The sequence below is a fragment of the Phycisphaerales bacterium genome, assembly GCA_040221175.1.
In the GTDB taxonomy this organism is placed as follows: domain Bacteria; phylum Planctomycetota; class Phycisphaerae; order Phycisphaerales; family UBA1924; genus JAHCJI01.
In genome coordinates this window covers 443,216-468,898 of sequence record JAVJVK010000001.1, presented here as the reverse complement: position 1 = coordinate 468,898, position 25,683 = coordinate 443,216, and the positions used below count along the sequence as shown (strand labels likewise).

Sequence of the window (25,683 nt, the reverse complement as noted above, 5' to 3'; positions counted from 1 at the left end):
GCCGGATCGCTGGTTCGCCCGGCGGGGTCGCCGTGTTCATGCCGGGCTGGCATTCCAATCGTCGCCAGAGATGTACCCCAACGTTCGCATGGTGTCTCCGGCATGCTCTTCCAGGAAGGCTAAGTCGGCGTCGGTGTAGGCGGTCCGCCAGTCGTGAGGCCGGACGCCCAGTTTTCGTCCCATAACATTGGTGCTCTCTGGGATACCCGTGAGACGGGCGAGCCACAACTGTTGGCGATACTTGAGCTTGGGCGGAAGCAGGGGCTCTCGGCGTCGTGGTTCCTGACCGAGCCAGGCAGCAAGGTGAGCGAGCATGGACCCCGGATCACCGACCATGTGCTCGTATCGAATGACCTGAGCCGCGGGCGACAGGTTCGACCAAGCCTGGACATGGTCGGCCCAGTATCGAACGCGATTCCGCCCGCCAACATCCTGTCTGATGTAGTCCGATAATGATCTTGCCGCTGTTTCCTTCGTCACACGCTCGAACGCATGAAGGCTCGCGAGCACCGCCCGAACGTCGCGGACGCAGTAGAGCACCACGCCCTCGCGCAGGGCCGCCTCGCACAAAGGCCTGGCTTCGGCGATGATGCCCGGAAAATCGGGCGTGCTATGGGTCTTCAACGCCGGCATGGGCGCCGTGGCCATCATGCGCTGGCACGCCTGCACGCCCACATGCGATCGATGCTCGGGTCGGAAGCGATCGATGACAAAGTACAGGTATCGATGCGGGTTGACGCCCAGGCGGAACGGTGGGCAACACGCCTCGAATTGCCGGCGGAGGAAGTCGAGCATCAAGTGCGTGCCCGAGCGGCGATGCGATGCGACCACCACGGGCCGCACACCGGCCGGAAGCGGCGATCCGATCGCTTCGGGCAAGTCCTCTCCCGCGGACATGTGCCGAGCCTAGCGCCCGGCGTGCGGACGAGCCGGGATCCACCTCAGAACGGGAAGACGAGTGGCGCGAGAATTACGGCCGTAATCCCGATAATCACGTTCATCGGAATGCCGACGCGCAGGAAGTCAGCAAATCGGTAACCTCCCGGGCCGTAGACCATCAGGTTGGTCTGGTAGCCCAGTGGCGTCGCGAAGCTGGCCGAGCCACCGATCATGATGGCGATCACGAAGGGCATCAGGCTGACGTCCATCCGTGTCGCGGCATCGACGGCGATCGGAAACACGAGTACGACCGCCGCGTTGTTCGTGATCACCTCCGTTGCCAGGCTCGTGATCACGTAGATCGCAAGCAGCACCATCCACGGATGTTGTCCCACGGTGCCGAGAATGACGTCGGCAATGCCGGCCGCAGCGCCAGATACGCGCAGCGCCTCACCGAGCCCCAGGGCCGCGCCGATGACGATGAGGACCGACCAGTCGATGCTGCGACGGGCCTCGGTGATGGTGCAGCACCGCGTGACCACCATCAGCCCGGCGGCCACCAGGGCGGCGGCGAGCATATCGAGCACGCCCAGGGCGGCAAGCGCAACCATTCCCGCAAGGAACACGGCCGCCAGCGGCGCGCGGGCGTGGCGCCGTGGCGCCGAGTCTTCCAACGCGCTGACAAGCAGGAAGTCGCGCGAATTGCGGTGTCGGTCGGCAAAGCCCGGGTCTGCTTCGAGCAGCAACGTGTCGCCGGGCTTGAGCTCGATGTCGCCCAGCTTGCCCTTCAACCGTTCGCCCTCTCTTGCCACGGCGATGACCACCGCGTCGTAGGTATTGCGGAACCGACCGGCACGGATCGTCTGCCCAGCCGCGGGACTCGTGCGCGAGACGACCGCCTCGAACAAGCGTCTGCGAAAACGAGGAGAATCGAGCTTGAACACCTGGTCGGTCGCCGGCGTCAATCCGCGCAACGCCTGGAGGTCCTTGATCGCTTCGACGACGCCCGCAAACACGAGGCGATCGCCTGCGCGGAGCACGGTGTGGGGCCCCATCGCCGCCATCACACCACCCTCGCGCTCGACTTCCACCAGAAAGCACCCGGGCAGATTCCGCAAGCCCGCGGCCTCCACGGTCTTTCCTGCCAGCGTGCTGCCTTCTGGCACGATCATCTCGAGCGTGTACTCCCTGGGATCGGCCATGACGCTGGCCGGCGAGCCGCGATTCGGCAGCAATCTGGGCCCCAGGAGCAGGAGGAAGGCAAGGCCAACCACCACGCATGGCAGGCCTACCCAGGTGATGTCGAACATGCCGATGGGATCAAGCTGGTCCGGATCAACTTGATCGATGACCATCCCCGCCACGACCAGGTTCGTGCTGGTGCCGATGAGCGAGCACGTGCCGCCGAGGATGGCCGCATAGCTCAGCGGCAGCATGAACTTGGACGGCGACAACCCCGTGCGCTTGCACCAGTCGGAGACAGCCGGGATCATCAGGGCGACCACTGGCGTGTTATTCAGGAAGGCGCTCATGCCCGCAACCGGAAGCGTCATGCGCACCATGCCCGTCCGCATGGACTGCGGCCGACCCAAAACGCGGGCCGAGATCCAGTCGATGCCGCCGGTTTCTCTCAGGCCCGTCACGACGACGAAGAGCACCGCCACCGTCGCCAGGCCCGTGCTCGCGAATCCACCGATGGCCTGACCGGGATCCAACACGCCCAGCTTTATGCCCGTATCGGTCGGTACGGGCACCACCAGGAGGGCCGTCAATGCGGACACCATGATCGCGTCGGCCGCGATCCGGGTGAACATCAGGGCCAGCAGCACCGCCGCCACGATGCCCAGCACGATGACGGCTTCGATACCCATGAACGCCTGCTCCCCTCGAACCGTGCAAGAACCGATCGCCAAGGGCTACATCGGCTATCGGCGGCGGAGAGGATATATGGCGGCAGGATGGCGTGGGTTCACCGACATTGGTCGATAGCGGTCAGAAGCAGGAGGAAGTCGAAGATCAAGAACTCGCCGTCGCCGTCGAGGTCGGCCCTGGGATTGCGGTCCTGCCAGTCCGACTGGAACGCCAGAAGATCGAACACGTCGACCACGCCGTCGCGGTTGTGATCGGCCCGCTCGCAAGGGCCCCCGGTCAGGTCCCGCAACTGGTCGAGCCAGGCTTCGGCGATGACCCGGCTTCCGAAGCTCGAGAAGTGTGCATCGTCTGTCCGCATGCCGCTGGCGGCCTGGGCGAAGTACGAGCCCACCCTGGGATGGCCCACGGCGAAGATCGCCGCGACGCCCGCATCGGCGGCGTTTTCTTCGAGATAGCGATGCCACGCATGATGGGTCGTATGCGCATGCACCCCATCGCTGGCCCAGATGATCTCGGCATCTTCGCCCAGGCCCACGCGCAATCGATCAAGGTACTCGCGCATGACGCTGGGTTGAGAGCTTTGCTGGGCCAGGCCCTGGATCCACACGTCCACCTGAGATTCAACGGCCCACGCAGCGAGCGAACCCGGAAAAGCGCTCTCCAGTTGCGGCGTGTAGCCCTGGCCGCTCTGGCCGGCCGACCCGAAGAGGTACCCATCCACGTCCGGTCGCCATGCGCTGGTGGCATAGTGCATCAGGCCCAGCAGATCGTCGTCCGCCGCACGAAGCACCTGACCGCGCCAGTTGCGATCGTCGCCGGCGGGCACCGGCTCGAATCGATGCTCCACGGAAACGAAGCGCCACGGACCAATCCGAAGTTCGGCCCCCGCCTCGGGTCGATGACCAAACGGGTGAGACAACGTCACGGATGTCACGCCGTTGGCGACTTCGGCTGCAGTCACGACGGAAACCGACCCGCGAGCCGGGCCGGCGATCACGACCACCGCGTCGCCCGGACGTACGTCGACCACCCTGCCGAGCACGAGCAGGGTTTCGCCGATGAACCGATCGTCGTCAGTAAACGTGAGCGCAACGCGCGTGGTATCGAGCGGAACCTCAGCCTGCCCACCGGTCGGCAGGCCCTCGCCGTGTTGCATGAAGCCACGCTCGGGCGTCCACAGCAGCGTGCTTGAGCCCGGGAAGGCAAGTAGCGTCGAACGTACCACCAGCGGCTCATCGGCCCGGAGCAGGCTGCCGTCCACCGGTCCGCACCTGAGCCGATACACCCCGCCGGGCGAGATGCTCATTGCCGGCCCCGGTCCTCGGCTGACGGCGGGCAGGGTCCCGCTGCCAAAGCGTGTCCAGTCTGCCCAGGCGTCGGTGCGCGCGTGCAGCGGGCGGACGAGCGTCACGTCAGGCGTGGATTGTGACGTATCCAGGCCAAACCAGCCACCGCGAACGTCGATCACAGTCGCTGGCCGCATCAGCACCCCCGCCATGCGCGGTAAGAGGGCTTGCACGAACCCATGCGCAAAGCCCTCGGGCCAGGGCTGCGGCCCCAGCGTACCGCGAACGCCCCGGCTATTTGCACTGACGAGCACGCGCAGGAGGCCGGTGGGCTCGGTGGCCAGCATGCGGCCCTTTTCGCCGAGCGGACCGATGGCTTCCGTCGGCGCATCGAAGGGCGGACGCTCGATCTCGAAGAATCCGTCCAGGTCAGGTTCGAGCCGGCTGGAATGAACAAGGCCCGCCGCGTATGGCACGGGCACGACCGTCATGAATGCGTAACTCAGCGGCTCGATGCGCTCTCTGGGTTGCGTGAGGAGTATGACATTGGTCGGCCTGACCGGCCCGCCTACGTACGAGGCCTTGTCATCTGGCAGGCCCGGACCAATGGGTCCGGGGCCGACGGCGTGGAACGCAAGGAACTCGCAACCACGCCACCCGTCCATCCGCCCCCCGTCGTCGCGCGTGTCCAGGCCGTGCGGCGCGTAGTAATCGCGGCTGAGCCAGACCCGTCGAACGTCGGTGTCATTCAGCGGGTGGTTGCGGATCGCCAATGCATCGAACACCAGCATTGCCGAAGGAAGCCCCAGCGGCGAGGCGCCCAGCTGCAGGCCCGAGCCGTCAGGCACGAGCATCGGGTCGGGCGCGTCGAGCGATGCCTGACCAAGACCCAGGGACCGAACCGCCGATCGCGGCCCGACCTGCGGCCGTCCAACCTGCTGGCGATCACGGGCAAATTGCCGGGCATCGGTCGCTCGGCGAAGGCGATCGGAAGCCGATCCGATCTCGGACTCGCTCACGTCTCCCTGATCGGTGGCCAGCCATGCGGCCGCGAGTCTGGCCCGATAATCGACTGACACCGCGAGCAGGTGCCAGCGGCCAGGCTCCAAGGGCGTGTCGAGCCGAAGCGAGGCCTGGTATGCATCGTGCTGAGCGGTGACCTCGATCCCATCGGGGGCGGCAACCACCGCCAGATGGCCGCCGACGGTGAGGATCGAGTTGGGCTCGGTCGTGGCTTCCTGGGCAAAGACCCACACCATGAGCGACCACTGGCCGGTGTCGATCGTGCCGGGCAGCGTCTCAGAGGCGATGATCAGTCGCGCATCGGGCGAAGTCACCCGCACGCCCGCCGAGAGCGGCCATGCCAGACAAAATGCGAGCACAAAGCCCGCCATGACGGAAATACGACGCCCGATCAGCATCTCGCTCGCCCCTCTCGCTCGCAGGATCGCCAGGATCCAACCCTCTGAACATTTTCTTTCAAGAATGGCTGGCGTGCCAGAAAAACCGGCGCATATTTGTCTTGTCTTGTCTCTCTCCTCCTAAACACGGCGCCCGGTTGCTGTCGGACGTCGTGTTTTTTTCTGCGCAGATGCAATCACACGCTCCTGCGGGAAGGCGAGAGCGTGTGGTTTTTATTTGGTACTTGCGGACCTAGCGGGCGTGCTTGGGGTCGAACGCGTCTTGCAGCGCATCGCTGAAGACGTTGAACGCCAGCACCAGCCCGAACATGAACGCTGTGGCGGTGCCGATCTGCCAGAAGAACTGGTTCAGCACCTCGCTGCGAGACTCGCTGATCATCACGCCCCAACTCGGCTGGCCCTGCACGCCGATGCCCAGGAAGCTGAGGATGACCTCGCTCTTGATGGCGCCGATGAAGATCAGCGAGAAGTTGATGAACACCAGGAACAGCACGTTGGGAATGATGTGCTTGCGCAGGATATAGAACCGCCCTGCGCCAAGGGCCGTGGCACTCTGGACGTAGTCGAGCGAGCGAATCTTCAGCGCCTCGCCGCGGATCTGCCGGCATGGCGCGATCCAGAACGTGACACCGAAGGCCACGTACATCGGGATGAGCGTCTGGTGCACCTTGATGCCGTCGGTGAACGGCACGGTGAGTTCCATCGAGCCGAACACGAACGCCACAACGGTGAGCAGCACGATGTAGGGCACGCTGGAAAGCGTGGAGTAGAGCCACACGATCGAGTGATCGACCCAGCCGCCGAAGAAGCCAGCCGTCGCGCCCAGGAAGGCCCCCACCACGACGGCGATGATGGCCGACACCAGCCCAACCTGCGTTGCCACGCGAATCGAGTAGATCGCTCGCCAGAGGATCGACCGCCCCGCCGTGTCGGTGCCCAGCGAAAGCCGCAGGTCGTACATGATCCCGTCAAACCCCGTCGGGTCGGGCAGCAGCGCCCGTACGTCGGCTTGCAGTTGCTCGATGGCCGCGTCCAGCTCTATCTTCGCTTCGGGGATCGACGCGGCAAGCGCCTCGATCTCGGCCCGCAGCTCTTCGGCTTCTTCCTCGGTCTCGGCCAACTCCAGGTCGTCGCGTGCGTACGCGAGATCTTCCCGGAAGAGCTCCAGATCGAGGTAGAGCTGGTCGACCAGTTCGAGCTGATCGCGCGCCTGCGTCATCAACTCGCGCAGTTCCTCCACCGGAAGTTCGGCCACGTCGCGCTCGGCGAACGAGATCGCATCCAGGGCGACCTGCGGATCCTGGCGGCTGAGGGCACGCTCGATGTCGGACATGTAGAAGTCGGCGTGCTCGATCTGCTTGGCCGGGCCAGCCTGCTCGAAGAAGCCCGGCAGGCTGTCTGGGCCCACGCGCTCGGTCGAGCGCTCGAGCGAAAGCTCCTTGACGATAAACGTGTCCGACAGGCGACCACCCGAGATCTTGTTGGCCAGTTGCGACCCGACGATCAGCACGGCGATCGAGATATAGACGGCGATAACGCACAGGGCGACGACCGCCGCCTTGTCGCGCACGAAGGTCCGGAACGCCCGTGAGCGGCGCAGCGATTTCAACCAGCCGACCTTGCCCTCGGCCAGTTCGCTTTCGATCTTGCGGTCCAGCAACGATCCGCTCAACGCCTCGCCCCTCTCACTTCAGAGTCACCCGCGGATCGACCACGGCGTAGAGCACGTCGGTCAGGATGTTGGTGATGATGAACAGCGCCGCCAGCAGGGCCGTGATGGCCTCGACGACCGGGAAGTCCTTGTTCGTGATCGCCGTGAAGAGCTGCTGGCCCATGCCCGGAATGCCGAAGTAGATCTCCACGAGCAGCGAGCCCATGATGATGAAGGGCAACGAAATCATCACGCGCGTGATGATCGGAATGAGCGCATTTCGCAGCATGTGGCGGTACATCACCCGCCGATTGCTGGCGCCCTTGGCGCGGGCCGTGCGGATGTAGTCCTTGTTGCACTCCTCGACCATCACGGCGCGATAGAACCGCGTGTCGTAGCCCATCGCCACGATAACGCCGATGATGACCGGCAGGAGGCAGTAATAGGGCCACTTGCTCAGCGACTTGGGCACCGATCCGAACCACGACAGCAGGATGTTGAAGAAGCCCGGATCCTCGACCCCGTTATCGATCAGGCCCTGCTTCACCTGCGACCAGATCGGCAGCACCGGCTCGTACCCGAAAGTCGAGAAGATCTCCAGATCGAACGCCAGGCGAGGCCACTGGGCGCCGAAGTACTGCCCCACGATCACGTATACCAGGTAGCTGATGCTCATGCCCAGCACGGCCAGGAACATCACGCCGCGATCGAGCGGCTTACCACGATTGAACGACGCGAGCAGGCCGAGGCTCGTTGATATGAGCGTGGTCAGCACGAGCACCGGCAGGGTGACTGAGAGGCTGGGCACGATCGACGTGGCGATGATCTCGCCCACGCTCTGGCTCTCGACCGACCAACTCTTCTGATTGAATCGCAGCGTCACGATGCGGCCTAATGCGGCGAAATACTGATTGTCCCACAGGCTGCGGGCCCATCCCCCGACCGTCCAGGGATCGTCCACGATCTCGACGTTCGGGGCGTCGGGATCCGCGTCGGCAACCATGGGCCCTGGAACTTCACCCGTGGCGACGCGAACGGGCTCGATGCGGATGGCATCGATGACCACCCCCTTGCTCGAATCATCGAGCACGCGCACCGTGAACGGGTCGCCCGACGACAAGTCCACGCTTCCCAGATCGGCCCAACCCGTGCCATCAACCTCGATCGAACGTGGAGGACGCGTCTGATCCATGGAAACCGTGCGCAGCGCGATGTCGCCCTCGATGAGGCGCACCCAGACCAGGCCCGCCTCTCCGACCGACTGCGCGTTGCCATCGTTGTCTTCGATCGATGGCCAGGTGGCCTGCACCTTGTACGTGCCCGCGGGCAGGTCGAAGGTCCACTGCACGTGGGCCTTGCCGGTGCCGCGGCCCTTCTCCAGGTAGCTCCCGCCGAGACCGCCTTCACGCGACTCCCACGTTCGGCCACCGATCTGCCAGTCGCCCAGAAGCGGCTTGTCCAGTCCGAAGTCCGAACGCTTGGTGGTGTACTGGTCGTAGGTCGGATACTTGCCCAGGTACGCCGTCACGGGATCGGTGAGGCGCAGCAGGATCATGAGAAAAAGGATCACCCCCATGTACACGGGGATGTTGTACAGGATGCGTCGGAGGACGTACGCCCACATGCCGGTTCAGCCGCCTTTCGTGCTCGTGACCGGTCTTAGCGGGTCTGGTCGGTGTCGCAGTACTTGAACCACGACCAGAACCGCTGGGTGGGCTTGGCGTTCTTCATGTGGTCGTTGATCAGGAAGTAGCGGTTCCGCGCGAGCGCTCCGACGAACGGCGCGTCGGCGATGATCATGTCACGCATCTCTTCGTACATCGCCGTGCGCTCCGGCCCGGGCTCCATGAGCCGAGCCTTCTCGTACATCGCGTCGTACTCGGGCCGGCTGTAGTTGCCGTGGTTGCTGCCCGGCGAGGCATTGGGCGAGTAGAAGAGCGCCAGGTTGTTCTCCGCATCGGGGTAGTCGCTGGCCCAGGCGAAGCCGAAGAACGGAACCTCGCGGCGGTTGACGCGAGCGATGAGATCAGGGAAGTCGACCAGCACGGGCTCAAGGCGGATTCCGACCTGCGAGAGCTGGCGGACCAGCATGTCGGTCATTTCCTTGTTCTGGCCGCCGCGGCTGGTGACGTACTCGATGGGCGGCAGGCCCTGGCCGTTGGGATAGCCTGCCAGCTCGAGCTGCTCGCGAGCGGCTTCGAGGTTGGGCCCCATCCAGCTGTCCTCGACCTTGTGCCCCTCGGGGTGGCCGTCCAGGCCCGGCGGAATGGGACCGTCGTAGATGGTGCACAGACCGGCGTAGAACGACTCGTTGATCTCGTTGAGGTCGCTGGCCAGGCTGATGGCGCGGCGAAGTGCAACCTTCTCGGGCGTGTACCCGCCCACGAGTTCGTCTTCCATGTTGAACGAGCGGAAGATGAAGTCCAGCTGCGGCTCGACGACGTAGGTCACGCCCTTGCGCCTGAGGCCACGGTCGATGCGCTTGGTGCGGGCGTTGAAGGCCTTCTCGAAGAAGTCATAGGGCAGCTCGATGTAGCCCAGCTTCTCGTTCTCGAAGTCGAGCCACAGCGGGTTGTTCTCGACGTACATCGCGAACTCGAGGCGGTCGACCATCGGAATTCGCTTGCCGCCGGCATCGGCCAGGCCGCGCTCGACGTCCTCGGCCGACCAGCCCTCGCTGGGGTAGTAGACCTCGCGATATTCGGGGTTCTTGACCACCACGTACGACTGCTTGGGCCGCCACTCGCGGAACATGAACGGTCCCGTGCCCACGGGGTTGGCCGAGAAGCCGTTCTGGCCGTTGGCGTTGTAGTGCTCGACGGCCTCGCGTGGCACGATGGAGGTCTGGAACATCTGGAGGACCCAGATGAAGCGGTACACCGGCTGCTGGAGCACGACCTCGAATTCGGTGTCGCTGAGCTTGCGCAGGCCCTCGACCGGTGCGTCGTAGTCGAACTCGGGCGCCTGGTCCTGGCGGGCCTTGTATTCGTCGAAGCCGACGATGGTGTCCTTGAGCAGCCACCAGTTCTTGCCCTCGCTGGCGCGCTGGTCGGCCAGACGCTTCCAGGAGTAGAACACGTCGTCGGTCGTCACCTGACGCCCCTCCCCATCGGGGAAGCACGCGTTGTCGTGGAACTTGGCGTCCTCACGCAGCTTGAACTTCCAGACCTTGCGGCCCTGGTCGTCGGTGTAGCTGGTGGGCATCTCGGCAAGCAGCAGCGGCTCGAGTTCGTTGGGGTCGGTGTACTTTGGCTGCAGCAGGGTCTCGTAGACCTGCGACACGGCCATGTTCTCGTAGGTGGTCGAGCCCTGGGCTGGGTCGAGCGTGTTGGGGCCGGCCGTCCTCATGGGCAGGCGCAGGACGGTCTGCTGGGCCGGGGCGAGCGACGCCAGCAGCATCGCGGTCACCACCGTCACAGTCGATAGGATTCTGTTTGCACTCACCGCTGGCCTCCTTTTCGGAAGGGGGGTCGGTCGGGCCCACCCGGGCATGGTCCAGTTCCTGGGGATGCAGGATACCGGCCCGCCCCGTCCGCGCCAACTTCGGAACTCAAAACGGGTTTAGGCTCACGCCCGGTCAACAATACCGCATCCGCCGATGCGCATGGCGTGGGGATATCCCGTCTTCGGCCCGACGCGAGTCGATCCAATTGATGGTCGATAACGGGACCGGGACCAACCACGAGGAGGTGGGCAGTGAAGGGTGTGATCTTGGCGGGCGGGCTCGGGACGAGGCTCCGGCCGCTGACCCTGGTGACGAACAAGCACCTGCTGCCGGTCTACGACCGGCCCATGATCTACTACCCCATCCAGTGCCTGCTCAACGCCGGCATCACCGAGATCCTCATCGTCACCGGTGGCGAGCACGCCGGGGACTTCCTCAAGCTGCTCAAGAACGGGCATGATCTTGGCGTGAAGCGATTGGCCTACGCCTATCAGGAGGGCGAGGGCGGCATCGCCGACGCGCTGCGCCTGGCCAAAGACTTCGCCGACGGCGAGAAGATCTGCGTGGTGCTGGGCGACAACATCATCGAGGGCAATATCAAGAAGGCCGCCGGCGACTTCTTCACCCAGCAAAGCGGCGCCAAACTGCTGCTCAAGACCGTCGACGACCCCGAACGCTTCGGCGTGGTCCGCTTCGAGGGCGAAGGCGAAGACCAGAAGGTCGCCGAGATCATCGAGAAGCCCAGCGACCCGCCCAGCAACAGCGCCGTCACGGGCATCTACTTCTACGACGCCGACGTGTTTGAGATGTGCGACGGCCTCGAGCCCAGCGCGCGAGGCGAACTCGAGATCACCGACGTGAACAACTTCTACCTCAAGCGCGGCGACCTGACCTACGAGACGCTCGAGGGCTGGTGGACGGACGCGGGTACCTTCGAGAGCCTGCACCGCGCGTCCAACCTCGTCAAAGAGGGCGGGGCCAACCACGTGCGCCTGCCCGCCGGAGCGAACGCATGACCAGTTCGATCGCCGACATGCCCACCGCCGCCGAGGCGCGCAAGCCCGAGCCCATCCGCACGGTCCAGCTTTCGCCCGCCGAGGCCTTCGAAATGGCCAAGGAAGAACTCGAGCCGCTGCTGATCCCCGCGTCGATCTTTGCCGACGATCGCGGCTGGTCGGTCATGAACCTCATGCAGGGCGTCCTCGGGCCGGCGGGACAGATCAACTACTCGGTGATGTACCCCAGCGTCATCAAGGCCTGGCACCGTCACACCAAGCAGACCGACTTCTGGCTGTGCATCAACGGCCACGTCAAGACCGGCGTCTTCCGCGAGAGCGACGGCCGCCGCTGGATGGCCGTCGTCGGCGAGCGTCGCCCGGGCGTGGTGATCATCCCCCCGCCACTCTGGCACGGCTGCGCCACCGTCGGCCACGAGCCCGCGGGCCTTTTGTACTACGTCACGCACCAGTACGACCCGAGCACGCCGGATGAATTTCGCATGGCCCACGATGCCGTCGAGCAATTCCCGTGGAGCGTGCAGCACGGATGAGCGAACTGGGCGGCAAGTCGATTTTGGTGCTCGGAGGCACGGGCATGCTCGGCCGAGCCGTCATGAGCGAACTTGCTGCGCAAGGCACGCCCTTTACGGCGCTTTCGCGCGATGACGTCGATCTGTCCAACCCCGACAGCATCGCGAGCATGCAGGCGTGCGACGTCCTGTTCAATTGTGCCGCATGGACCGACGTTGATGGGGCCGAATCGCACGAGGCCGAGGCGACCCAGGCAAACGGCCACGCGATCGGACAGGTCCTGGAGGCCGGCAAGGCCGACGTACTCGTGACCTTCGGCACCGATTACGTATTCGATGGTCGGGGACAAGAGCCCTACCCCGTTGACCACGACCGCGCGCCCTTGAATGCTTACGGCCGCTCCAAGGCCGTCGGCGAAGAGGCCATGGAGGCCGCAGACGAAAGCCGTTGGCTGCACCTGCGCACGAGTTGGCTATACGCACCTTGGGGCAGGAACTTCGTGCTGACGATGCGCAAGCTCCTTGCCGAGAAACCCTCGCTGTCGATCGTCGACGACCAGCGCGGCCGGCCCACGTCCGCCGAGCACCTGGCACGGTGCGCCATCAACCTCGCGATCAACGGCGCCCGCGGCCACTGGCACGCCACCGACGGCGGCGAGTGCGCCTGGTACGAGTTCGCCCAGGAAATCAAGCGCCTCACCGGCGCCCCCGCCACCATCGAGCCCTGCACCAGCGATCAATTCCCACGCCCCGCCAAACGGCCAGCCTACAGCGTGCTGGACATCAGCCAGACCGAAGCCGAACTGGGCCCCATGCCCCACTGGAAGGACAACCTGGCCGACGTGCTGCGTCGCGTGCCGGAAGGAACCACCAATGCCTGAAAAGAAGACCTTCAAGCACCTGCTCGTCACCGGCGGCTGCGGCTTCATCGGCTCGAACTTCGTGCGCTCGGTGCTCGAGTGGCGGCCCGGCGTTCGCATCACCAACCTCGACGCCCTCACCTACTCGGGCAACCTTGAGAACCTCGCCGACATCGAGGGACACGAGCGATACACCTTCGTCAAGGGCGACATCACCGATGGCCCGCTGGTGCAATCGCTGGTGAGCGACTGCGACGCGGTGGTCAACTTCGCCGCCGAGAGCCATGTCGATCGGTCGATCCAGGATGCGTCGCCCTTCATCACCAGCAACGTGCTGGGCACGCAGGTGCTGCTGCAAGCCTGCCGCAACACGTGGAGCGAGGACGGCAAGGCCGGCCGCTTCCTCCAAGTGGGCACCGACGAGGTCTACGGCTCGCTGCCCATAGACGAGCCCGAGGAACTCTTCACCGAATCGACACCACTCGATCCGTCCAGCCCCTACTCGGCTTCCAAGGCCGCCGCCGACATGCTTGCGATGGCATTCCACCGCACCTTCGGCATGGACGTGCTGGTCACGCGGTGCAGCAACAACTACGGGCCGTACCAGTTCCCCGAGAAGGTCATCCCGCTGTTCGTCACCAACCTGATGCAGGGCGAACAGGTGCCGCTGTACGGCGACGGCAAGAACGTGCGCGACTGGCTGCACGTGGTCGACCATTGCGAGGCCATCCTGGCCGTGCTCGAGGGAGGCCGCGCGGGCGAGGTCTACAACATCGGCGGCAACAACGAGCGCAGCAACCTCGAGCTCACCCACGCCATCCTCGATGTCATGGGCAAGGGCAAGGAGATGATCCGCCCCGTGGCCGATCGGCTGGGCCACGACCGCCGCTACGCCATCGACGCAAGCAAGATGAAGAGCGAGCTGGGCTGGCAACCCACGCGCAGCGCTTGGCCCAAGGGCCTGGAAGACACCATTACGTGGTACCAGGACAACGCCCAGTGGTGGCAGCGCGTCCGCAGCGGGGCGTACCGCGACTACTACGAGAAGATGTACGGCGCGGCTTCGTCTTGACTCGGGGCCGCTGAACGATCAGTTCTTCTGCGACCGCCGCCGCTTCAGCTCGGCGTCGATGAACTTGTCGATCTTGCCGTTGAGCACGTCGGTGGGGTTGCCCTCGACGTTCGTTCGGTGATCCTTCACGCGGTTGTCGTAGAGCACGTAGCTGCGAATCTGCGTGCCCCAACCGCGATTCAGATCGCCGCCGGCGGCCTCCTTGATCTCGGCGTTGCGCTTCTCCTCTTCCATCTGCTCGAGCTTGGCCTGGAGCAGCGTGAGCGCCTGGGCCTTGTTCTGCGGCTGGTCGCGATGGCTCGATGCGACGTACATCAGCCCCGTCGGCTTGTGCACCACGCGGCAGGCGCTGGCGACCTTGTTGACGTTCTGCCCGCCCGGCCCACTCGACCGCGCGAAGAACGTGATCTCCAGGTCCTTGTCGGGAATCTGCACGTCCATGTCCTCGAACTCGGGCGTGACGTCGACGGTGGCAAAGCTGGTCTGCCGCTTGCCCTGGGCGTTAAAGGGGCTCACCCGTGCCAGCCGGTGCGTGCCGCGCTCACAGTTCAGGTAGCCAAAGGCGAACGGCCCCTTGATGTGCAGGGTGATGTGGTCGATGCCGGTCTCCACGCCGTAGCCCTTGGAGACTTCCTCGACCTTGAAGCCCATGTTCTCGAAATAGTAGAGGTACATGCGAAAGAGCATCTCGGCCCAGTCGTTGGCCTCGGTGCCGCCGTCGCCCGCGTGGATGGTGAAATAGCAATTCCGGTGGTCGTGCTTGCCGCTGAGCAGGCTCTGCATCTCGACCTTGTCCATCGACTCCTGGAGCTCGTACAGCGCCTGGTCGGCTTCGGCCAGCAGGTCCTTGTCGTCGCCCTCGCGGGCCATCTCGTAGGCGACCTGGGCCTCCTCGAAGGCTTCCACGACCTTGTCGAGCGGGGCGATCTGGGCCTTGATGACCTTCAACTCCGCCACGGTCTTCTGGGCAGTGTCGGGATCATCCCAGAACGTCGCCTCGCCCATCTTGTTTTCGAGCTCGGTGAGCTTCTCGTGCTTGCTGTCGTAGTTAAAGAGAGTCGCGGATTGTCAAGATCCGCGCCTCGAGGTCGTCAATGACCGGCTGGTGGGCGTCAAAGTGCATGGTGGTCCATCCTGCGATAATCACGTGTCGGAGACTGGGGAAGGGGGATGGTAGCGGGCCGGGCGGAAAAATCTGTTCCACCCGCGCCGCGCGGGGGCGTCGGCTCCGTTCATCCATGTGGAGAGAGAAACGCCCCGAACCGAAGCCGAAGGAGAACGACATGCGACGCATTGCAGCCTTGACCGCCGCCGCCCTGCTCGTCACCGCGCACGCCCAGCCGGTGCTGGCTCAGCGAACCCAATCCGAAACTCAGCGGACCCAACCCCAGACCCAGCGGAGCCAGGCGTCGAGCGGCGCCCGGCCAGCCGAACAGCCCCACCTCATCACCATCGACTTCGAAGGCGGCACGCTGGCCGATCTGGTCGACGCCCTGAAGGCCGCCTCGCCCCAGCGTCCGGTCAACATCCTCTACAGCTCCGAGGCGGCCAACATCCCCATCCCGCCCTTCGAGGTCGCCGACGCGGAACTGCGATCGACGCTGCAGAGCCTCGCCTACACCTCGGCGGGCAGCCCCACGACGCTCAGCGCCGGCCGCACGGTGCGGTGGGAAATCGCCCCGGTCGGCGACGGCGTCTACGCCGTGACGCTCGACAACTCGCCGCAGTACATCTCCACGCCCAGGGGCCAGATGCTCGTGGGCCAGTCCGACCGCATCACCGCCGTGCATTCCATCACCGAACTCACCACCGGCGGCGGTGCGATGTCCGCCGACGCCGTGCTGAGCGCCATCCAAGCCGCCCTCTCTATCGCGGGTGCCGCCGAAGAAGCCGAGATCCGCTACCACGAAGAGACCGGCCTTGTCTTCGCCCGCGTCACGCACGATCAGGGCGGCGTCATCGAGCAGACGCTGGTGAACCTGCGCCGCTCGATGGAGGCTCGGCTGCGCGGCGAGTCCAAGTCCCAGGTCGAGAACATCTACCAGATGACCGGGGTCAAGAACACCGGAGAACTCGTCAAGCGGATCCAGGAAGCCGACGAGATGCGCAACCGCGTGCTCGAACTGCAACGCACCATCGCCGAACTGCAAACCCACATCATCAACCTGCAGGCCGAACTCGACCGCCGACGCGCCGACGAGCGCGACCGGGGCGGCAACTGAGCCGGCCGTGCCCCCAGCGGCCCCGCTGCACCAACTCGATGGCCCGGGCGAACTCCCCGACGCCCGGGCCATCACCACGCGCTTCGCCAGGGGAGACCAGGACGCATTCGCCGTGTTCTACGAGGCCACGTTCGACGATGCGCTCGCCGACGCGCGACGGCTGACCGGCAAGGACGAAAGCTTCTGCCTCGACGCCGTGCAGGACGCGTACGTGCGAGCGGCGAAGCGGCTGCCGCCCATGGACTCGTGGGGCGCCTGCCGGAGTTGGCTCAAGACCGCCATCGCCAGCAGCGCCGTCGACCGGATCCGCGCCGAGGCCGCCCGCGAACGGCGCGAAGCCCGGTACCGGTCGCCCGGTGCCCACACCCAGGCCGAGTCGGACTTCGCCGACCTCATGGCACGCTCCATCGCCCAGCTCGACGACCAGCAGTGGCGCGCCCTGCGACTGCACATGGGCGCGGGCCTGTCGCTCTCGGCCGTCGGGCGCGCGATGGACCTCAGCCGCCACGCCGCGCACGGCCTGGTCCGCCGCGGCCTGGCCACGCTGACCGCCAGCATGCGAGCCGAACCGAAGGGAGACACCCATGACTGACCTGCCCATGCCCGCCATCGCCGCCCGCAAGGCCGAGATCCTGCGTCTGGGCCAGCAGGCCGTCGCGCATCGTGGCGCGCGTCGCCGCGCCCGCCGGCACGCCGCGGCCATGGTGCTGCTGGCCGCGGGCGCCACCGTGCTGGCCTACGCGCTCGCGCCGGTCCGCATCGCGCCGTCGACCCTGCCCGTCGCCACCGGCCCGGGCGACGCGGCCGAGCCGACGATTATCGTCACCCGCGTGGCCACCACGCCCGGCCTGGCCGCCACGCTCGCCGCCGAGCCCGCAGGCTCGGCGCAGCGCATCGCAGCCATCGCCCCCACGCCCACGGTCGCACGCGTCGAAACCACCCCCATCGACATGGCCGACCGGCTGACCGACCAGCAGGCGCTCGCCCTACTGAAAGAAGCCGGCACCCCCGCGGGCATCATCCGCATCGGCGGCCGCGTCACGCTGGTGTACCACGAGCGGCCCGAGACGGACCTTGGCCCCAGCGGCATGGAGCCCGACGCATCCGCAACCCTGGCCGCCCTTGGGCCATACCGTCCGATGTGATCGACGCGTTCTTCACCCTGCTCGCCCAGGCCAGCCCCGGCCCCGGTCCGACCAGCCCGCTCGCCCGCGGCTGGTTCTTGCTGCTGGGCCTGGCGCTGGCCGCCATCGTGCTGACGGTCGGGCTCCTCGTGCTGGCCAGCCTCCGCCGCACGCGCCGCGGCCAGTCGCCAACCAGGACGCCCCACGTCGACGCGTGGACCGAATCGGGCAAGCGGGCCGTGCCCGACCCGAGCGCAAGCGACCTGCTGGGCGAGGACGATCATGAGCGGTAACCGACCCGTCGCCCTCATCACCGGCGGCGCCAGGCGCGTGGGCGCGGCCATCGCCACCGAGTTCGCCCGCCGCGGACTCGATCTCTTGATCACCTACAACACCAGCGGCGACGAGGCGGGCACGCTCTCGAAGAAGCTCGAGCGCGACCACGGCGTGCGCGTAAAGACCTTCGCGTGCGACCTGGCCGATCCCGATGCCGCGGCCAGGGCGTGCACCGACGCGGTGCGCGATGCCGGCCGGCTCGACGTGCTGGTCCACAACGCCTCGGCCTACTTCCCAACGCCCCTGGACGGCGACCTCGACTGGGCCACCACGCAGCGGCTCTACGCGATCAACGCCGCCAGCCCGCTGCTGATCACCGCCGCGCTGGCCGACCGGCTGCGCGCCTCGGCGCTGCCCGGGGGCGGGGCCGTCGTCGCGATGGCCGACATCCACGCCATGGGCCGCCCACGGAAGGACTTCGCGGCCTACAGCATGTCCAAGGCCGCCCTGACCGAGCTTGTCCGCACCCTCGCCCGCGCTTTGGCGCCAGGGGCACGCGCCAACGCCGTCGCCCCGGGCGTCGTCGCCTGGCCCGAGAGCGGCTACGAGAGCGACGAAGACGCCCAGCAGGCCTACCTCAAGCGCGTCCCCCTCCACCGCGCCGGCACGCCCGAAGACGCCGCGAAGCTCGTCGCCGCGCTGGCGTTGGACCACACCTACGTCAACGGCGAGGTCATCCGCCTCGATGGCGGCCGCTGGCTGGCCTGAGCCCGGCCCGACGAACTCAGCCCTTCCAGTTCCTGACCGCCGCACCCGCCTGCGCATCCCCATCGATCACCCCGATGGTCTGCCGCGTGGCCGCGTCCTCGTCCAGGCTGGCCACCATCACCGCCGCCGTGTTGGCCCGGCTGGTGCGCGGCTTGCTCAGGCCCTTGCCGTCGGGTGAGACGAGCTTGACGCCCGTGGGCTCCTCGTCGTCGTCGTGCAGCGCGCCCGGGCAGACGATGGTGTAGTTGAGGCCCTTGCCATCGAAGGCCTCGGGCATCGTGCGCACGAAGTCGTCGGCCCGGCCCTTGGCCCGCCGCCAGTGCGGGATGGGGTCCTGCGTCGCGTCGCGGTCGGTGTTCAGGCCGCTGAGCAGCACGAAGCGCTTCGCGCCCGCATTGAGCGCCGCCACGGCCGCGCGGATGGCGCCCAGCTGGTCGATCAGCACCGTCATGTCCTTGCCGGTCTTGCCGCCCGAGCCCGCGGCAAAGACGACCGCCTCGCAGCCCTGCATCGCGTCATCGATCGGATGCAGCAGGTCGCCCATGACGGTCTCGACGCCCGCCCCGGCGAAGCGGGGCTGCTGGCCCTCGTCGCGGATCATCGCCACCGGCTCGTGCCGTCCGCCGGCCTTGAGCTGCTGAACAACCTTGAACCCCGTATCCCCGTTGGCCCCGATGACGAGCGTGCGCATGCGAACCTTCCTTTCTCGGGCGTGTGCCTCCGGAGGCTTCCTAGGGCCACCGCGGGCGTGCGTTTCCTGCGCGAAGAAAGTTTCATGCGCGCGCGGGCATCCCAGCGCGCCTTGGATTGCCCATCGGATTGCCCGCCGGATTGCCCGAAAGGGGTGCCGCATCGCCGACCCACCTGATCAAGACGGCCGAACTGGCCCCACCCCCGACACCGCCCCCGACACGATCCGCCAGACGCGGCGCTCCAGCGAGGACCGCGACTACCAGCCGGTCATCCTCAAGCGCACCGACATCGCCCTGCGCCACCCCGACGACACGCTGCAACTGGCCATCGAGGAAGGCGTCGAGCAGGCCGACCGCCGCTGGCTCTCGCTCTTGCTGTCCTCGATCGGCGCGGGCGGCACCATGGCCTTCACCGCCCTGGCCGTGGGCGTGCTGGCGACCGCCACCGAATCGGTCCAGCCCGCGATGCTGCGCACCGTGCTGGTCGCGCTGGTCTACCCGCTGGGCTTCGTCCTGTGCCTCATGAGCGGCACGCAGCTCTTCACCGAGCACACGGCCCTGGCGGTCTACCCCGTGCTCGACAAGCGGCTGCGGGCCCGCGCCCTCGGCCGCCTGTGGGGCACGGTGCTGCTGGGCAACATGCTCGGCTGCCTGCTGGGGGCGCTGCTGCTGGCCGCGGCCGAGGGCGTGACCGGCGCCGCCCCGGGCTACGCGTGGGCGGCCGAGCATTTCCTGAAGCCCACCGCGGCCGCGACGCTGGCCAGCGCGGTACTGGCGGGCTGGCTCATGGCCCTGGGCGGCTGGCTGGTGCTCAGCACGCCACCCGGTCCGGCGACCGTGCTGCTGATCTACTTCGTCACGTTCCTCATCGGCCTGGGCGGGCTGCACCACTCGATCGCGGGCACGGCCGAGGTGCTGGCCGCCGCGTTCACCGGCGCCGACCTCTCGCTCGGCCACGCCGTGGGCTCGCTGGCCATCGCCATCGTGGGCAACCTCCTGGGCGGGTCGATCTTCGTGGCCCTGCTGAACTACGGCTCGATCCGCCACACGCGCAAGGGCGAGGACGGCGACGCATCGAGGCCCTAGCGTCCCGCGTACGCGTACGCGTACGCCTTGGGGGACCACGCCATGCGCATCAAGCTCGAGAGCGTCCCGGTCAGCGACCAGGACCACGCCCTGCGGTTCTACACGGAAAAGCTCGGCTTCGTCAAGAAGCAGGACATCCCGATGGGCGGCGAGGCCCGCTTCCTCACCGTCGTCAGCCCCGAGGATGCCGACGAGGCGAGCCCCACCGAACTCATGCTCGAACCCGCCGGCGAGCACCCGGCAACCAAGGCCTACAAGGCCGCGCTGGTCGCCGAGGGCATCCCCATCACCGCCTTCGAGGTCGACGACTGCAAGGCCGAGTACGAGCGCCTGAAGAAGCTGGGCGTTGCGTTCAGGGGCGAGCCGGCGGAGATGGCCGGCACGATCATGGCGACCCTTGACGACACGTGCGGGAACCTGGTGATGATCTACCAGAAGAGTTCAACTTGACGCTTCGCCAGCGGGGCCGGGCGCGGGCTGCGCCCGGCGCGGGGGGCGTTGCGCGTCGGGGGTGCACGGTGGGGCGTGTGCGTTGGCTTCGCAGGTGCGCCGACGGGTGACGCCTGCGCGGAGCGGCCCGCCCCCCACCAGACAAGACGGTCCGCTGCGCTTCGGCTCGACCAAAATGGGGGTTCTTGAGGCGCTCGCGTTGCTCGCTTGGCGGCCTTCGGCCGGGCCCTGGCGGGCCTCGCCTGCGCATGCGCTGTCGCCGGCAGACCGGCTCGGCGGATGCTCCGGCGCCACCGCGCACCGTTGAAGCACGGCGCTTCCAACCCACCGTGCACGCCCACGCGCGCCCTGCCCCCGCGCCGCAGCATCCGCGCAGCGAGTCCGCGAGCGCAGCGCATGCGGAGGCGAGGCGGCCCCCCGGCCGCCCGGGCGTTAGCCCGCAAGCGAGCGAAGCGAGCGCCTCAAGAACACCAACATTGAGCGAGCCCCGGCGCAGCGACCCTGTCTTCAGGGGCGCTCCGCCGGGGCGTCGAACATCGGCGCACCGCCAAAGCACGGGGCGCCCAACACACCGTGCACTTCTCACAGCACGATGGCGCCGCAGCATCCGCCGAGCGAGTCTTCGAGCGAAAGCGCATGCGGAGGCGAGGCGGCCGCCCGGGCGCAGCCCGTCAAGCGAGCAACGCGAGCGCCTCAAGAACACCAACATTGAGCGAGCCCCGGCGCAGCGACCCTGTCTTGAGGGGCGCTCCGCCGGGGCGTCGACCTTCGGCGCACCGCCAAAGCACGGTGCGCCCAAGCCACCGTGCACACAGAAAGCACGGCGCGCCCAACCCACCGTGCACCCCCCAAGCACGGCGCACCGCGCGCCTAGCCCAGCTTCTCCTGGATGTGGTCCATCACCTGGCCGTGCTCGTGCTCTGGGCTGAACATGACGATGTCGGTGTCTTCCTCGGCCCGCACGCTGTGACCGGGGGGCCAGTAGAAGATGTCGCCCTGGCGGCACGTTTCTTCGGTTCCCTTGAGCTCACCCTCGGTGTACATGGCCGTGATGGCGCCCTTGATCACGTAGCCCCAGTGCGGGCAGTGGCAGCAGTCGCCATCGAGGCCCTCGAGCAGCGCCGTGATGTCCGCCCCCGCGTCGAAGCTGAAGCGTTCGGCCCCCATGGTGGTGTAGCCGCTGACGTCGCCGAAGCCGGTCTGCTGCCGCGCCGTGGCGCCGGGCGCGTCGATGCGAACGGGGATGTCGGTGCTGGCGATGCGCATGGCGGGCCTCCTTCTGGATTGGGTGGGGATTGGGTCCTTGTGGGCTGGGTGGGGGTGCGATTCCTCCGGGGGGTGTCCGTCGGGCCGGGCTCATCCAGCCACCGGCCCTCCGCGCGATTCTCGCGCCGCGCCGCGGCGTGTCAACCCGGCCAGCGCCCCCGCCCCAACGCGACCCGCCGCGCCCCGCCATGGGGCGTGCCCCGGGCGTGCGGAGAGGAACTCCTGACGCGTCGGGAGGGGCTCCTGACGCGTCAGGAGAAGCTCTTGACGTGTCAGGAGGAGTTCGTGCAGCGTCAGGAGCAGTTCTTGACGTGTCAGGAGCAGTTCTTGCAGCGTCAGGAGGAGCTCTTGACGCGTCAGGAGCAGTTCTTGACGCGTCGGGAGGAGTTCTTGCAGCGTCGGGAGGAGTTCTTGACGCGTCAAGAGGAGCTCTTGCAGCGTCAAGAACTCCTCCGACACGGGTAGGAACGCTTCTTGGGGGCGCCAGGGCGGTTTTTGTGATCGGACCCGAGCTATCCGACACTACGACTTGCGGGCAGCCGGCGGGCACGCATCGCAACGCCGTTCATTAGGCGAACGCAGTGTGGCAGTGCGCTCCTTCGTCCTCCCATGTTGCCTAAATTAAACGCGGGTTCTGCGTGGGCGCTCCTCGGTTTACGCTCTCATGCAAAGGTGGCGCAATGCGCACCTGAGTCCGCCTAATCTCGTACGCATCGGGGGTCGCATGTTCCGACAAGAGGTGGTCCTAGCCATCTGCGTGTCGCTCGCAGTCTTTCTCTCCGGCTGCGTTGCCACTACGGGACATTCAGCCTCGGCATGGCAGGCCGCCGCGGATCCCGACTTGAGCGTCCGGGAAATGCTGAGGCGGCCCAACACGATGACCTGGGTCCGAGCCCACGAGGTGGGAGCCAAGCGCCGCGTGACGGAATCCATCAGGTTTGGCGGCTTGGAGCACCCCGCTGACATCATCTTCAATGACTGTGTCTTCACCGAGCCTGTCGAGTTCATATCGTGCCAACTCGGCCGCGTGTACTTCCGCAACTGCGAGTTCAAGCAGGGCGTCTCGTTCCATGGCACAACGTTCTCCGATCGCGTCGGGTTCGAGTACTGCGAGGTGCGATGGCCGGAGGCAAACAACGCCGACGCCAATCTGGACGAGGCTATCTCTGGCCTCGACCTCCGCTCGTGCTCGATCAACGGGAACCTGACGATCTTCGCCCTGCTCAATGAGGGCTTTCTTGACCTTACCAATCTACGCACGTCAGGCTATGTCCAGATACGAGGCGTCTCGCTGAATACGCGCCAATTGAGCGGCTCATCGGACGCGACACGCGACCACACGCACACCGGACCAATCCTGGCCTCCGGTGCCGAGATCGGCGGACAGTTGGTGATCACTGGGGTTGTCGTCCGCAAATCGCCGGCGCACCATCAAGCTCTTGGAGCCAGCCCTTCGGAATCGCTCGAAGGCCAGACTGTTGTGCTCGACGACATTAGCGTCGGGACCGAGATCCGTCTCGGGCCACTTACCGTCGAGGGTTCGCTCTCGATGTTGTGGTTTGAGTGCGGAACGGCGCGTCTGCAAAGCGTCCGCATCCTGGGTGTAACCAACCGTGACAAGGTGATGCATCGGATCCGCAGCCGCGATCTGACTTTATTGCTCCCGGCGAACCCGGGCCGGGAGTCCGCCTCGCTAGCGATGACGAACGGTTCGATCGACGGCGACCTCAGGATCGAGAACTGCTTGGTGGAGGGCCATTGCATAATCCTCGCGAACCAGGTTGGAGGTGATCTGACCATCGGCGTTGTCCCGAGGGCCGATCGCCCCATGATCGACCTGCGCACTCTGCAGGCCAATATCGCGAACATTCCCACGGGCAACGGCTTTAGCTCTGATCAAGTGCGCGACTTTGTGGGAGGCACGCTTAGCGCCTTTGGGAATCGCGTGAGCGGCGCAATGGTGATGCGCAACACTGATGTTGAGGGGGGAGTCCACGCGCCCGTGAACACGGCCCAGCGGATGTCCATAGAAGGGATCCGAGTGGCGCGCGGCGTCAACATCAGCAATGCTCGGTTGGATCGAGACTTCTTCATCCGTGACGCGGTGATCGGAAGGAACGGAGACGGGCATAGCCTCAACATGACCCGGGCGAACGCGTTCGAGGCAAACATCATGAAGGTAGACGCAGCGGGCGCTGTGCTGCTGCAAGACGCATCCCTTGAACTCTTGCAGGTCAATCCCGACGGCAACAACTCTTCTACAGCCATCGCACTGAAGTGCACCACTCTGGATGCAAGCAACGCGGACATCGGAGAAGCCAGGCTCGCGGCGATCCAAGCGAAAGAGATCGTGCTGCGACGTGCGAAGCTCGGCACACTCATTGGCCTCAAGCTGTCGAGAGTTGAAGCACTGATCGCACCCCAACTGCTGGCAGACGATGTCTTGTTGGGATCCGGGCTTCCCGATTCGGTGCAACTGCAGCAAGCAATCATCGGTGTTCGCTTAACAGTGTTGGACTCGACGAAGCCCGAGGAAGAACAGGCCCTCACCATCACCTTGGATGGGGCACGCGTATCGGGCCCGGTCGATCTGAAGCTCAATCGCTCACGCGAGACGCGCATCAGCATGGCTTCAGCGGCGCTCGAAGATCGGGTGCGACTCGACGCCATGCCTCAGGCCGATTGCGACGAGCCACCGAGCCGCTGGATCGTCGAGCTCACGGACGGGCAGTTCGCGAACGACGTGACCATATCGGGTGCCACACTTGGCCTCGTCGACTTGACCGACATGCGACTGGAAGGTCGGCTGCGCGTCCGGCGAGGGACTCTTGGTTCGATCGTTGCAAATGGCATTCGCGGCCAGGGCGTCATCGATCTCTCCAAACAAGATTTCGACGAGTTCAAGATGGAGGGCGGAAGGGCCGGCGAATTGTTCCTCCCCGGTGGAGAGGCGAGCGGCGCGATCGAGATCCGGCGATCGAACGCGTCGCTCCTGGAATGGGCGTTGCCCCCTGGTGGCGATAGTGCGATCAACCTCGTCGACAGCTCCTTCGGCCGGATCGCGATCGTCAACAGCTCCCACGACAGGGAGCGGTTCATGCCATTGCTCGAGCGCATGCCCAAGGACGAGCGCATGCGCGACAACTACAGGACCGTCGAGCAAGCGCTTCGGCGCGACGGACTCGTGCCAGAATCTCACAGCGTGTACCTGGCGCACGAGGAGAGGAAGGACCACGCGTGGTGGCACCCGATCCTCGCCTTCTATGGGTATGGCACAGCATTGGGGAGGATGTTTTGGACGCTTATCTTCATGTTCTTCGGCCTCTTTCTAGTCTTCAATCTTTCGCGCGACGCGGCCGAGAATAAGGAGTCTCTTGACACTGACACCCGAGGCAAGAGTCGCATGCCATGGCTAGTGGCCGACCGGGCCTTCCTCGCGATACGACATGTTGTGCCACCGGTTTCGCTCGTTGGCCGTGAATTGCGGGCTAGCGACCGGCCATTGATGGCGATGTGGAAGAAAGACTGGCAACGAAGCGACTCAAATTGGTTCAGCCGTCAATTCACCTTTGACTTGCTCGCGAAGACCGTGACCGTGTTTAGTTGGATCCTCTGGCCCTTCGTCATTGCGGCGATCTTCGACTTGTCGCCGTCGGGCCTCTATCGATAGCTGGAACGTGGATGCCCGCTGCCTCCTTGCTCTAGCGGATCATGATCCACGTGGCCCAATAAAAACCCCCCTCACGCCCCCCCAGGTCCGATTTCCCCCGCCACCCCCACTTTTT

General features: G+C 66.0%; 21 protein-coding genes and 1 pseudogene. 13 read left to right on the top strand and 9 right to left on the bottom strand.

The genetic code is table 11. The features are described 5' to 3' along the window. Positions 1 to 36 precede the first annotated feature (36 nt). From RIE32_01965 to RIE32_01940, 6 genes are all read right to left on the bottom strand, one after another. A complete protein-coding gene (locus RIE32_01965; GenBank protein ID MEQ9095009.1) occupies positions 37 to 897 on the bottom strand; it encodes a sulfotransferase domain-containing protein in 861 nt (286 codons plus the stop codon). Between the two features lie 44 nt (positions 898 to 941). After that, complete coding sequence (locus RIE32_01960; protein ID MEQ9095008.1) at positions 942 to 2,750, bottom strand: SLC13 family permease; 1,809 nt, start codon at positions 2,748 to 2,750, stop codon at positions 942 to 944. A 98-nt stretch (positions 2,751 to 2,848) separates the two neighbouring features. Beyond that, on the bottom strand, positions 2,849 to 5,458 hold the full coding sequence (locus RIE32_01955) for a hypothetical protein (GenBank protein MEQ9095007.1): 2,610 nt from the start codon (positions 5,456 to 5,458) through the stop codon (positions 2,849 to 2,851). A gap of 232 nt (positions 5,459 to 5,690) precedes the next feature. After that, positions 5,691 to 7,130 (bottom strand): ABC transporter permease, encoded by a 1,440-nt coding sequence (locus tag RIE32_01950; GenBank protein ID MEQ9095006.1) that lies wholly within the window; start codon positions 7,128 to 7,130, stop codon positions 5,691 to 5,693. 13 nt (positions 7,131 to 7,143) lie between these two features. Beyond that, positions 7,144 to 8,733 (bottom strand): ABC transporter permease subunit, encoded by a 1,590-nt coding sequence (locus RIE32_01945; GenBank protein ID MEQ9095005.1) that lies wholly within the window; start codon positions 8,731 to 8,733, stop codon positions 7,144 to 7,146. Positions 8,734 to 8,768: 35 nt separating this feature from the next. After that, positions 8,769 to 10,526: an ABC transporter substrate-binding protein gene (locus RIE32_01940; protein ID MEQ9095004.1), complete on the bottom strand. Its 1,758-nt coding sequence runs from the start codon at positions 10,524 to 10,526 to the stop codon at positions 8,769 to 8,771. Between the two features lie 279 nt (positions 10,527 to 10,805). Between RIE32_01940 and RIE32_01935 the strand changes: the two genes are divergently transcribed. The 4 genes from RIE32_01935 to rfbB are packed head-to-tail and all read left to right on the top strand — an operon-like array spanning position 10,806 to position 14,014. Next, on the top strand, positions 10,806 to 11,570 hold the full coding sequence (locus RIE32_01935; protein MEQ9095003.1) for a sugar phosphate nucleotidyltransferase: 765 nt from the start codon (positions 10,806 to 10,808) through the stop codon (positions 11,568 to 11,570). Continuing rightward, positions 11,567 to 12,103 carry a hypothetical protein gene (locus RIE32_01930; protein ID MEQ9095002.1) on the top strand — a complete coding sequence of 179 codons (537 nt, stop codon included), beginning with the start codon at positions 11,567 to 11,569 and terminating at the stop codon, positions 12,101 to 12,103. The genes RIE32_01935 and RIE32_01930 overlap by 4 nt, the downstream gene beginning before the upstream one ends. Further along, positions 12,100 to 12,963: a dTDP-4-dehydrorhamnose reductase gene (rfbD, locus tag RIE32_01925; GenBank protein ID MEQ9095001.1), complete on the top strand. Its 864-nt coding sequence runs from the start codon at positions 12,100 to 12,102 to the stop codon at positions 12,961 to 12,963. The genes RIE32_01930 and rfbD overlap by 4 nt, the downstream gene beginning before the upstream one ends. Beyond that, on the top strand, positions 12,956 to 14,014 hold the full coding sequence (rfbB, locus tag RIE32_01920; GenBank protein ID MEQ9095000.1) for a dTDP-glucose 4,6-dehydratase: 1,059 nt from the start codon (positions 12,956 to 12,958) through the stop codon (positions 14,012 to 14,014). The genes rfbD and rfbB overlap by 8 nt, the downstream gene beginning before the upstream one ends. An 18-nt stretch (positions 14,015 to 14,032) precedes the next feature. On the opposite strand, the pseudogene prfB reads toward rfbB, so the two are convergent. Continuing rightward, positions 14,033 to 15,061 (bottom strand): annotated as a pseudogene (prfB, locus tag RIE32_01915) (peptide chain release factor 2). 236 nt (positions 15,062 to 15,297) lie between these two features. Between prfB and RIE32_01910 the strand changes: the two are divergent. Genes RIE32_01910 through RIE32_01890 form a run of 5 tightly spaced genes read left to right on the top strand, consistent with a single transcriptional unit; the run spans position 15,298 to position 18,404 of the window. Then, positions 15,298 to 16,236: a hypothetical protein gene (locus RIE32_01910; GenBank protein ID MEQ9094999.1), complete on the top strand. Its 939-nt coding sequence runs from the start codon at positions 15,298 to 15,300 to the stop codon at positions 16,234 to 16,236. A gap of 7 nt (positions 16,237 to 16,243) precedes the next feature. Continuing rightward, a complete protein-coding gene (locus RIE32_01905; protein ID MEQ9094998.1) occupies positions 16,244 to 16,828 on the top strand; it encodes a sigma-70 family RNA polymerase sigma factor in 585 nt (194 codons plus the stop codon). Then, entirely contained in the window at positions 16,821 to 17,381 is a 561-nt protein-coding gene (locus RIE32_01900) for a hypothetical protein (protein MEQ9094997.1), read from the top strand. Before RIE32_01905 ends, RIE32_01900 begins: the two co-directional genes overlap by 8 nt. Next, the gene (locus tag RIE32_01895) at positions 17,378 to 17,653 is read left to right on the top strand and encodes a hypothetical protein (protein MEQ9094996.1); all 276 of its coding nucleotides are present in this window, start codon (positions 17,378 to 17,380) and stop codon (positions 17,651 to 17,653) included. The genes RIE32_01900 and RIE32_01895 overlap by 4 nt, the downstream gene beginning before the upstream one ends. Beyond that, positions 17,643 to 18,404: an SDR family oxidoreductase gene (locus RIE32_01890; GenBank protein MEQ9094995.1), complete on the top strand. Its 762-nt coding sequence runs from the start codon at positions 17,643 to 17,645 to the stop codon at positions 18,402 to 18,404. Before RIE32_01895 ends, RIE32_01890 begins: the two co-directional genes overlap by 11 nt. Positions 18,405 to 18,420: 16 nt before the next feature. Here the strand turns inward: RIE32_01890 and RIE32_01885 are convergent, their stop codons facing one another. Continuing rightward, positions 18,421 to 19,095 carry an NAD(P)H-binding protein gene (locus tag RIE32_01885; protein MEQ9094994.1) on the bottom strand — a complete coding sequence of 225 codons (675 nt, stop codon included), beginning with the start codon at positions 19,093 to 19,095 and terminating at the stop codon, positions 18,421 to 18,423. Between RIE32_01885 and RIE32_01880 the strand changes: the two genes are divergently transcribed. After that, entirely contained in the window at positions 19,094 to 20,182 is a 1,089-nt protein-coding gene (locus RIE32_01880) for a formate/nitrite transporter family protein (protein ID MEQ9094993.1), read from the top strand. The two genes, RIE32_01885 and RIE32_01880, sit on opposite strands and share 2 nt — an antisense overlap. A 42-nt stretch (positions 20,183 to 20,224) precedes the next feature. Beyond that, on the top strand, positions 20,225 to 20,632 hold the full coding sequence (locus RIE32_01875) for a VOC family protein (protein ID MEQ9094992.1): 408 nt from the start codon (positions 20,225 to 20,227) through the stop codon (positions 20,630 to 20,632). Between the two features lie 870 nt (positions 20,633 to 21,502). Here the strand turns inward: RIE32_01875 and RIE32_01870 are convergent. Next, the gene (locus tag RIE32_01870) at positions 21,503 to 21,898 is read right to left on the bottom strand and encodes a hypothetical protein (protein MEQ9094991.1); all 396 of its coding nucleotides are present in this window, start codon (positions 21,896 to 21,898) and stop codon (positions 21,503 to 21,505) included. Positions 21,899 to 22,093: 195 nt separating this feature from the next. Between RIE32_01870 and RIE32_01865 the strand changes: the two genes are divergently transcribed. Both RIE32_01865 and RIE32_01860 read left to right on the top strand, forming a co-directional pair. Then, positions 22,094 to 22,363: a hypothetical protein gene (locus RIE32_01865; protein ID MEQ9094990.1), complete on the top strand. Its 270-nt coding sequence runs from the start codon at positions 22,094 to 22,096 to the stop codon at positions 22,361 to 22,363. A 259-nt stretch (positions 22,364 to 22,622) separates the two neighbouring features. Next, positions 22,623 to 25,568 (top strand): pentapeptide repeat-containing protein, encoded by a 2,946-nt coding sequence (locus RIE32_01860; GenBank protein MEQ9094989.1) that lies wholly within the window; start codon positions 22,623 to 22,625, stop codon positions 25,566 to 25,568. The last annotated feature ends 115 nt before the right edge of the window (positions 25,569 to 25,683 follow it).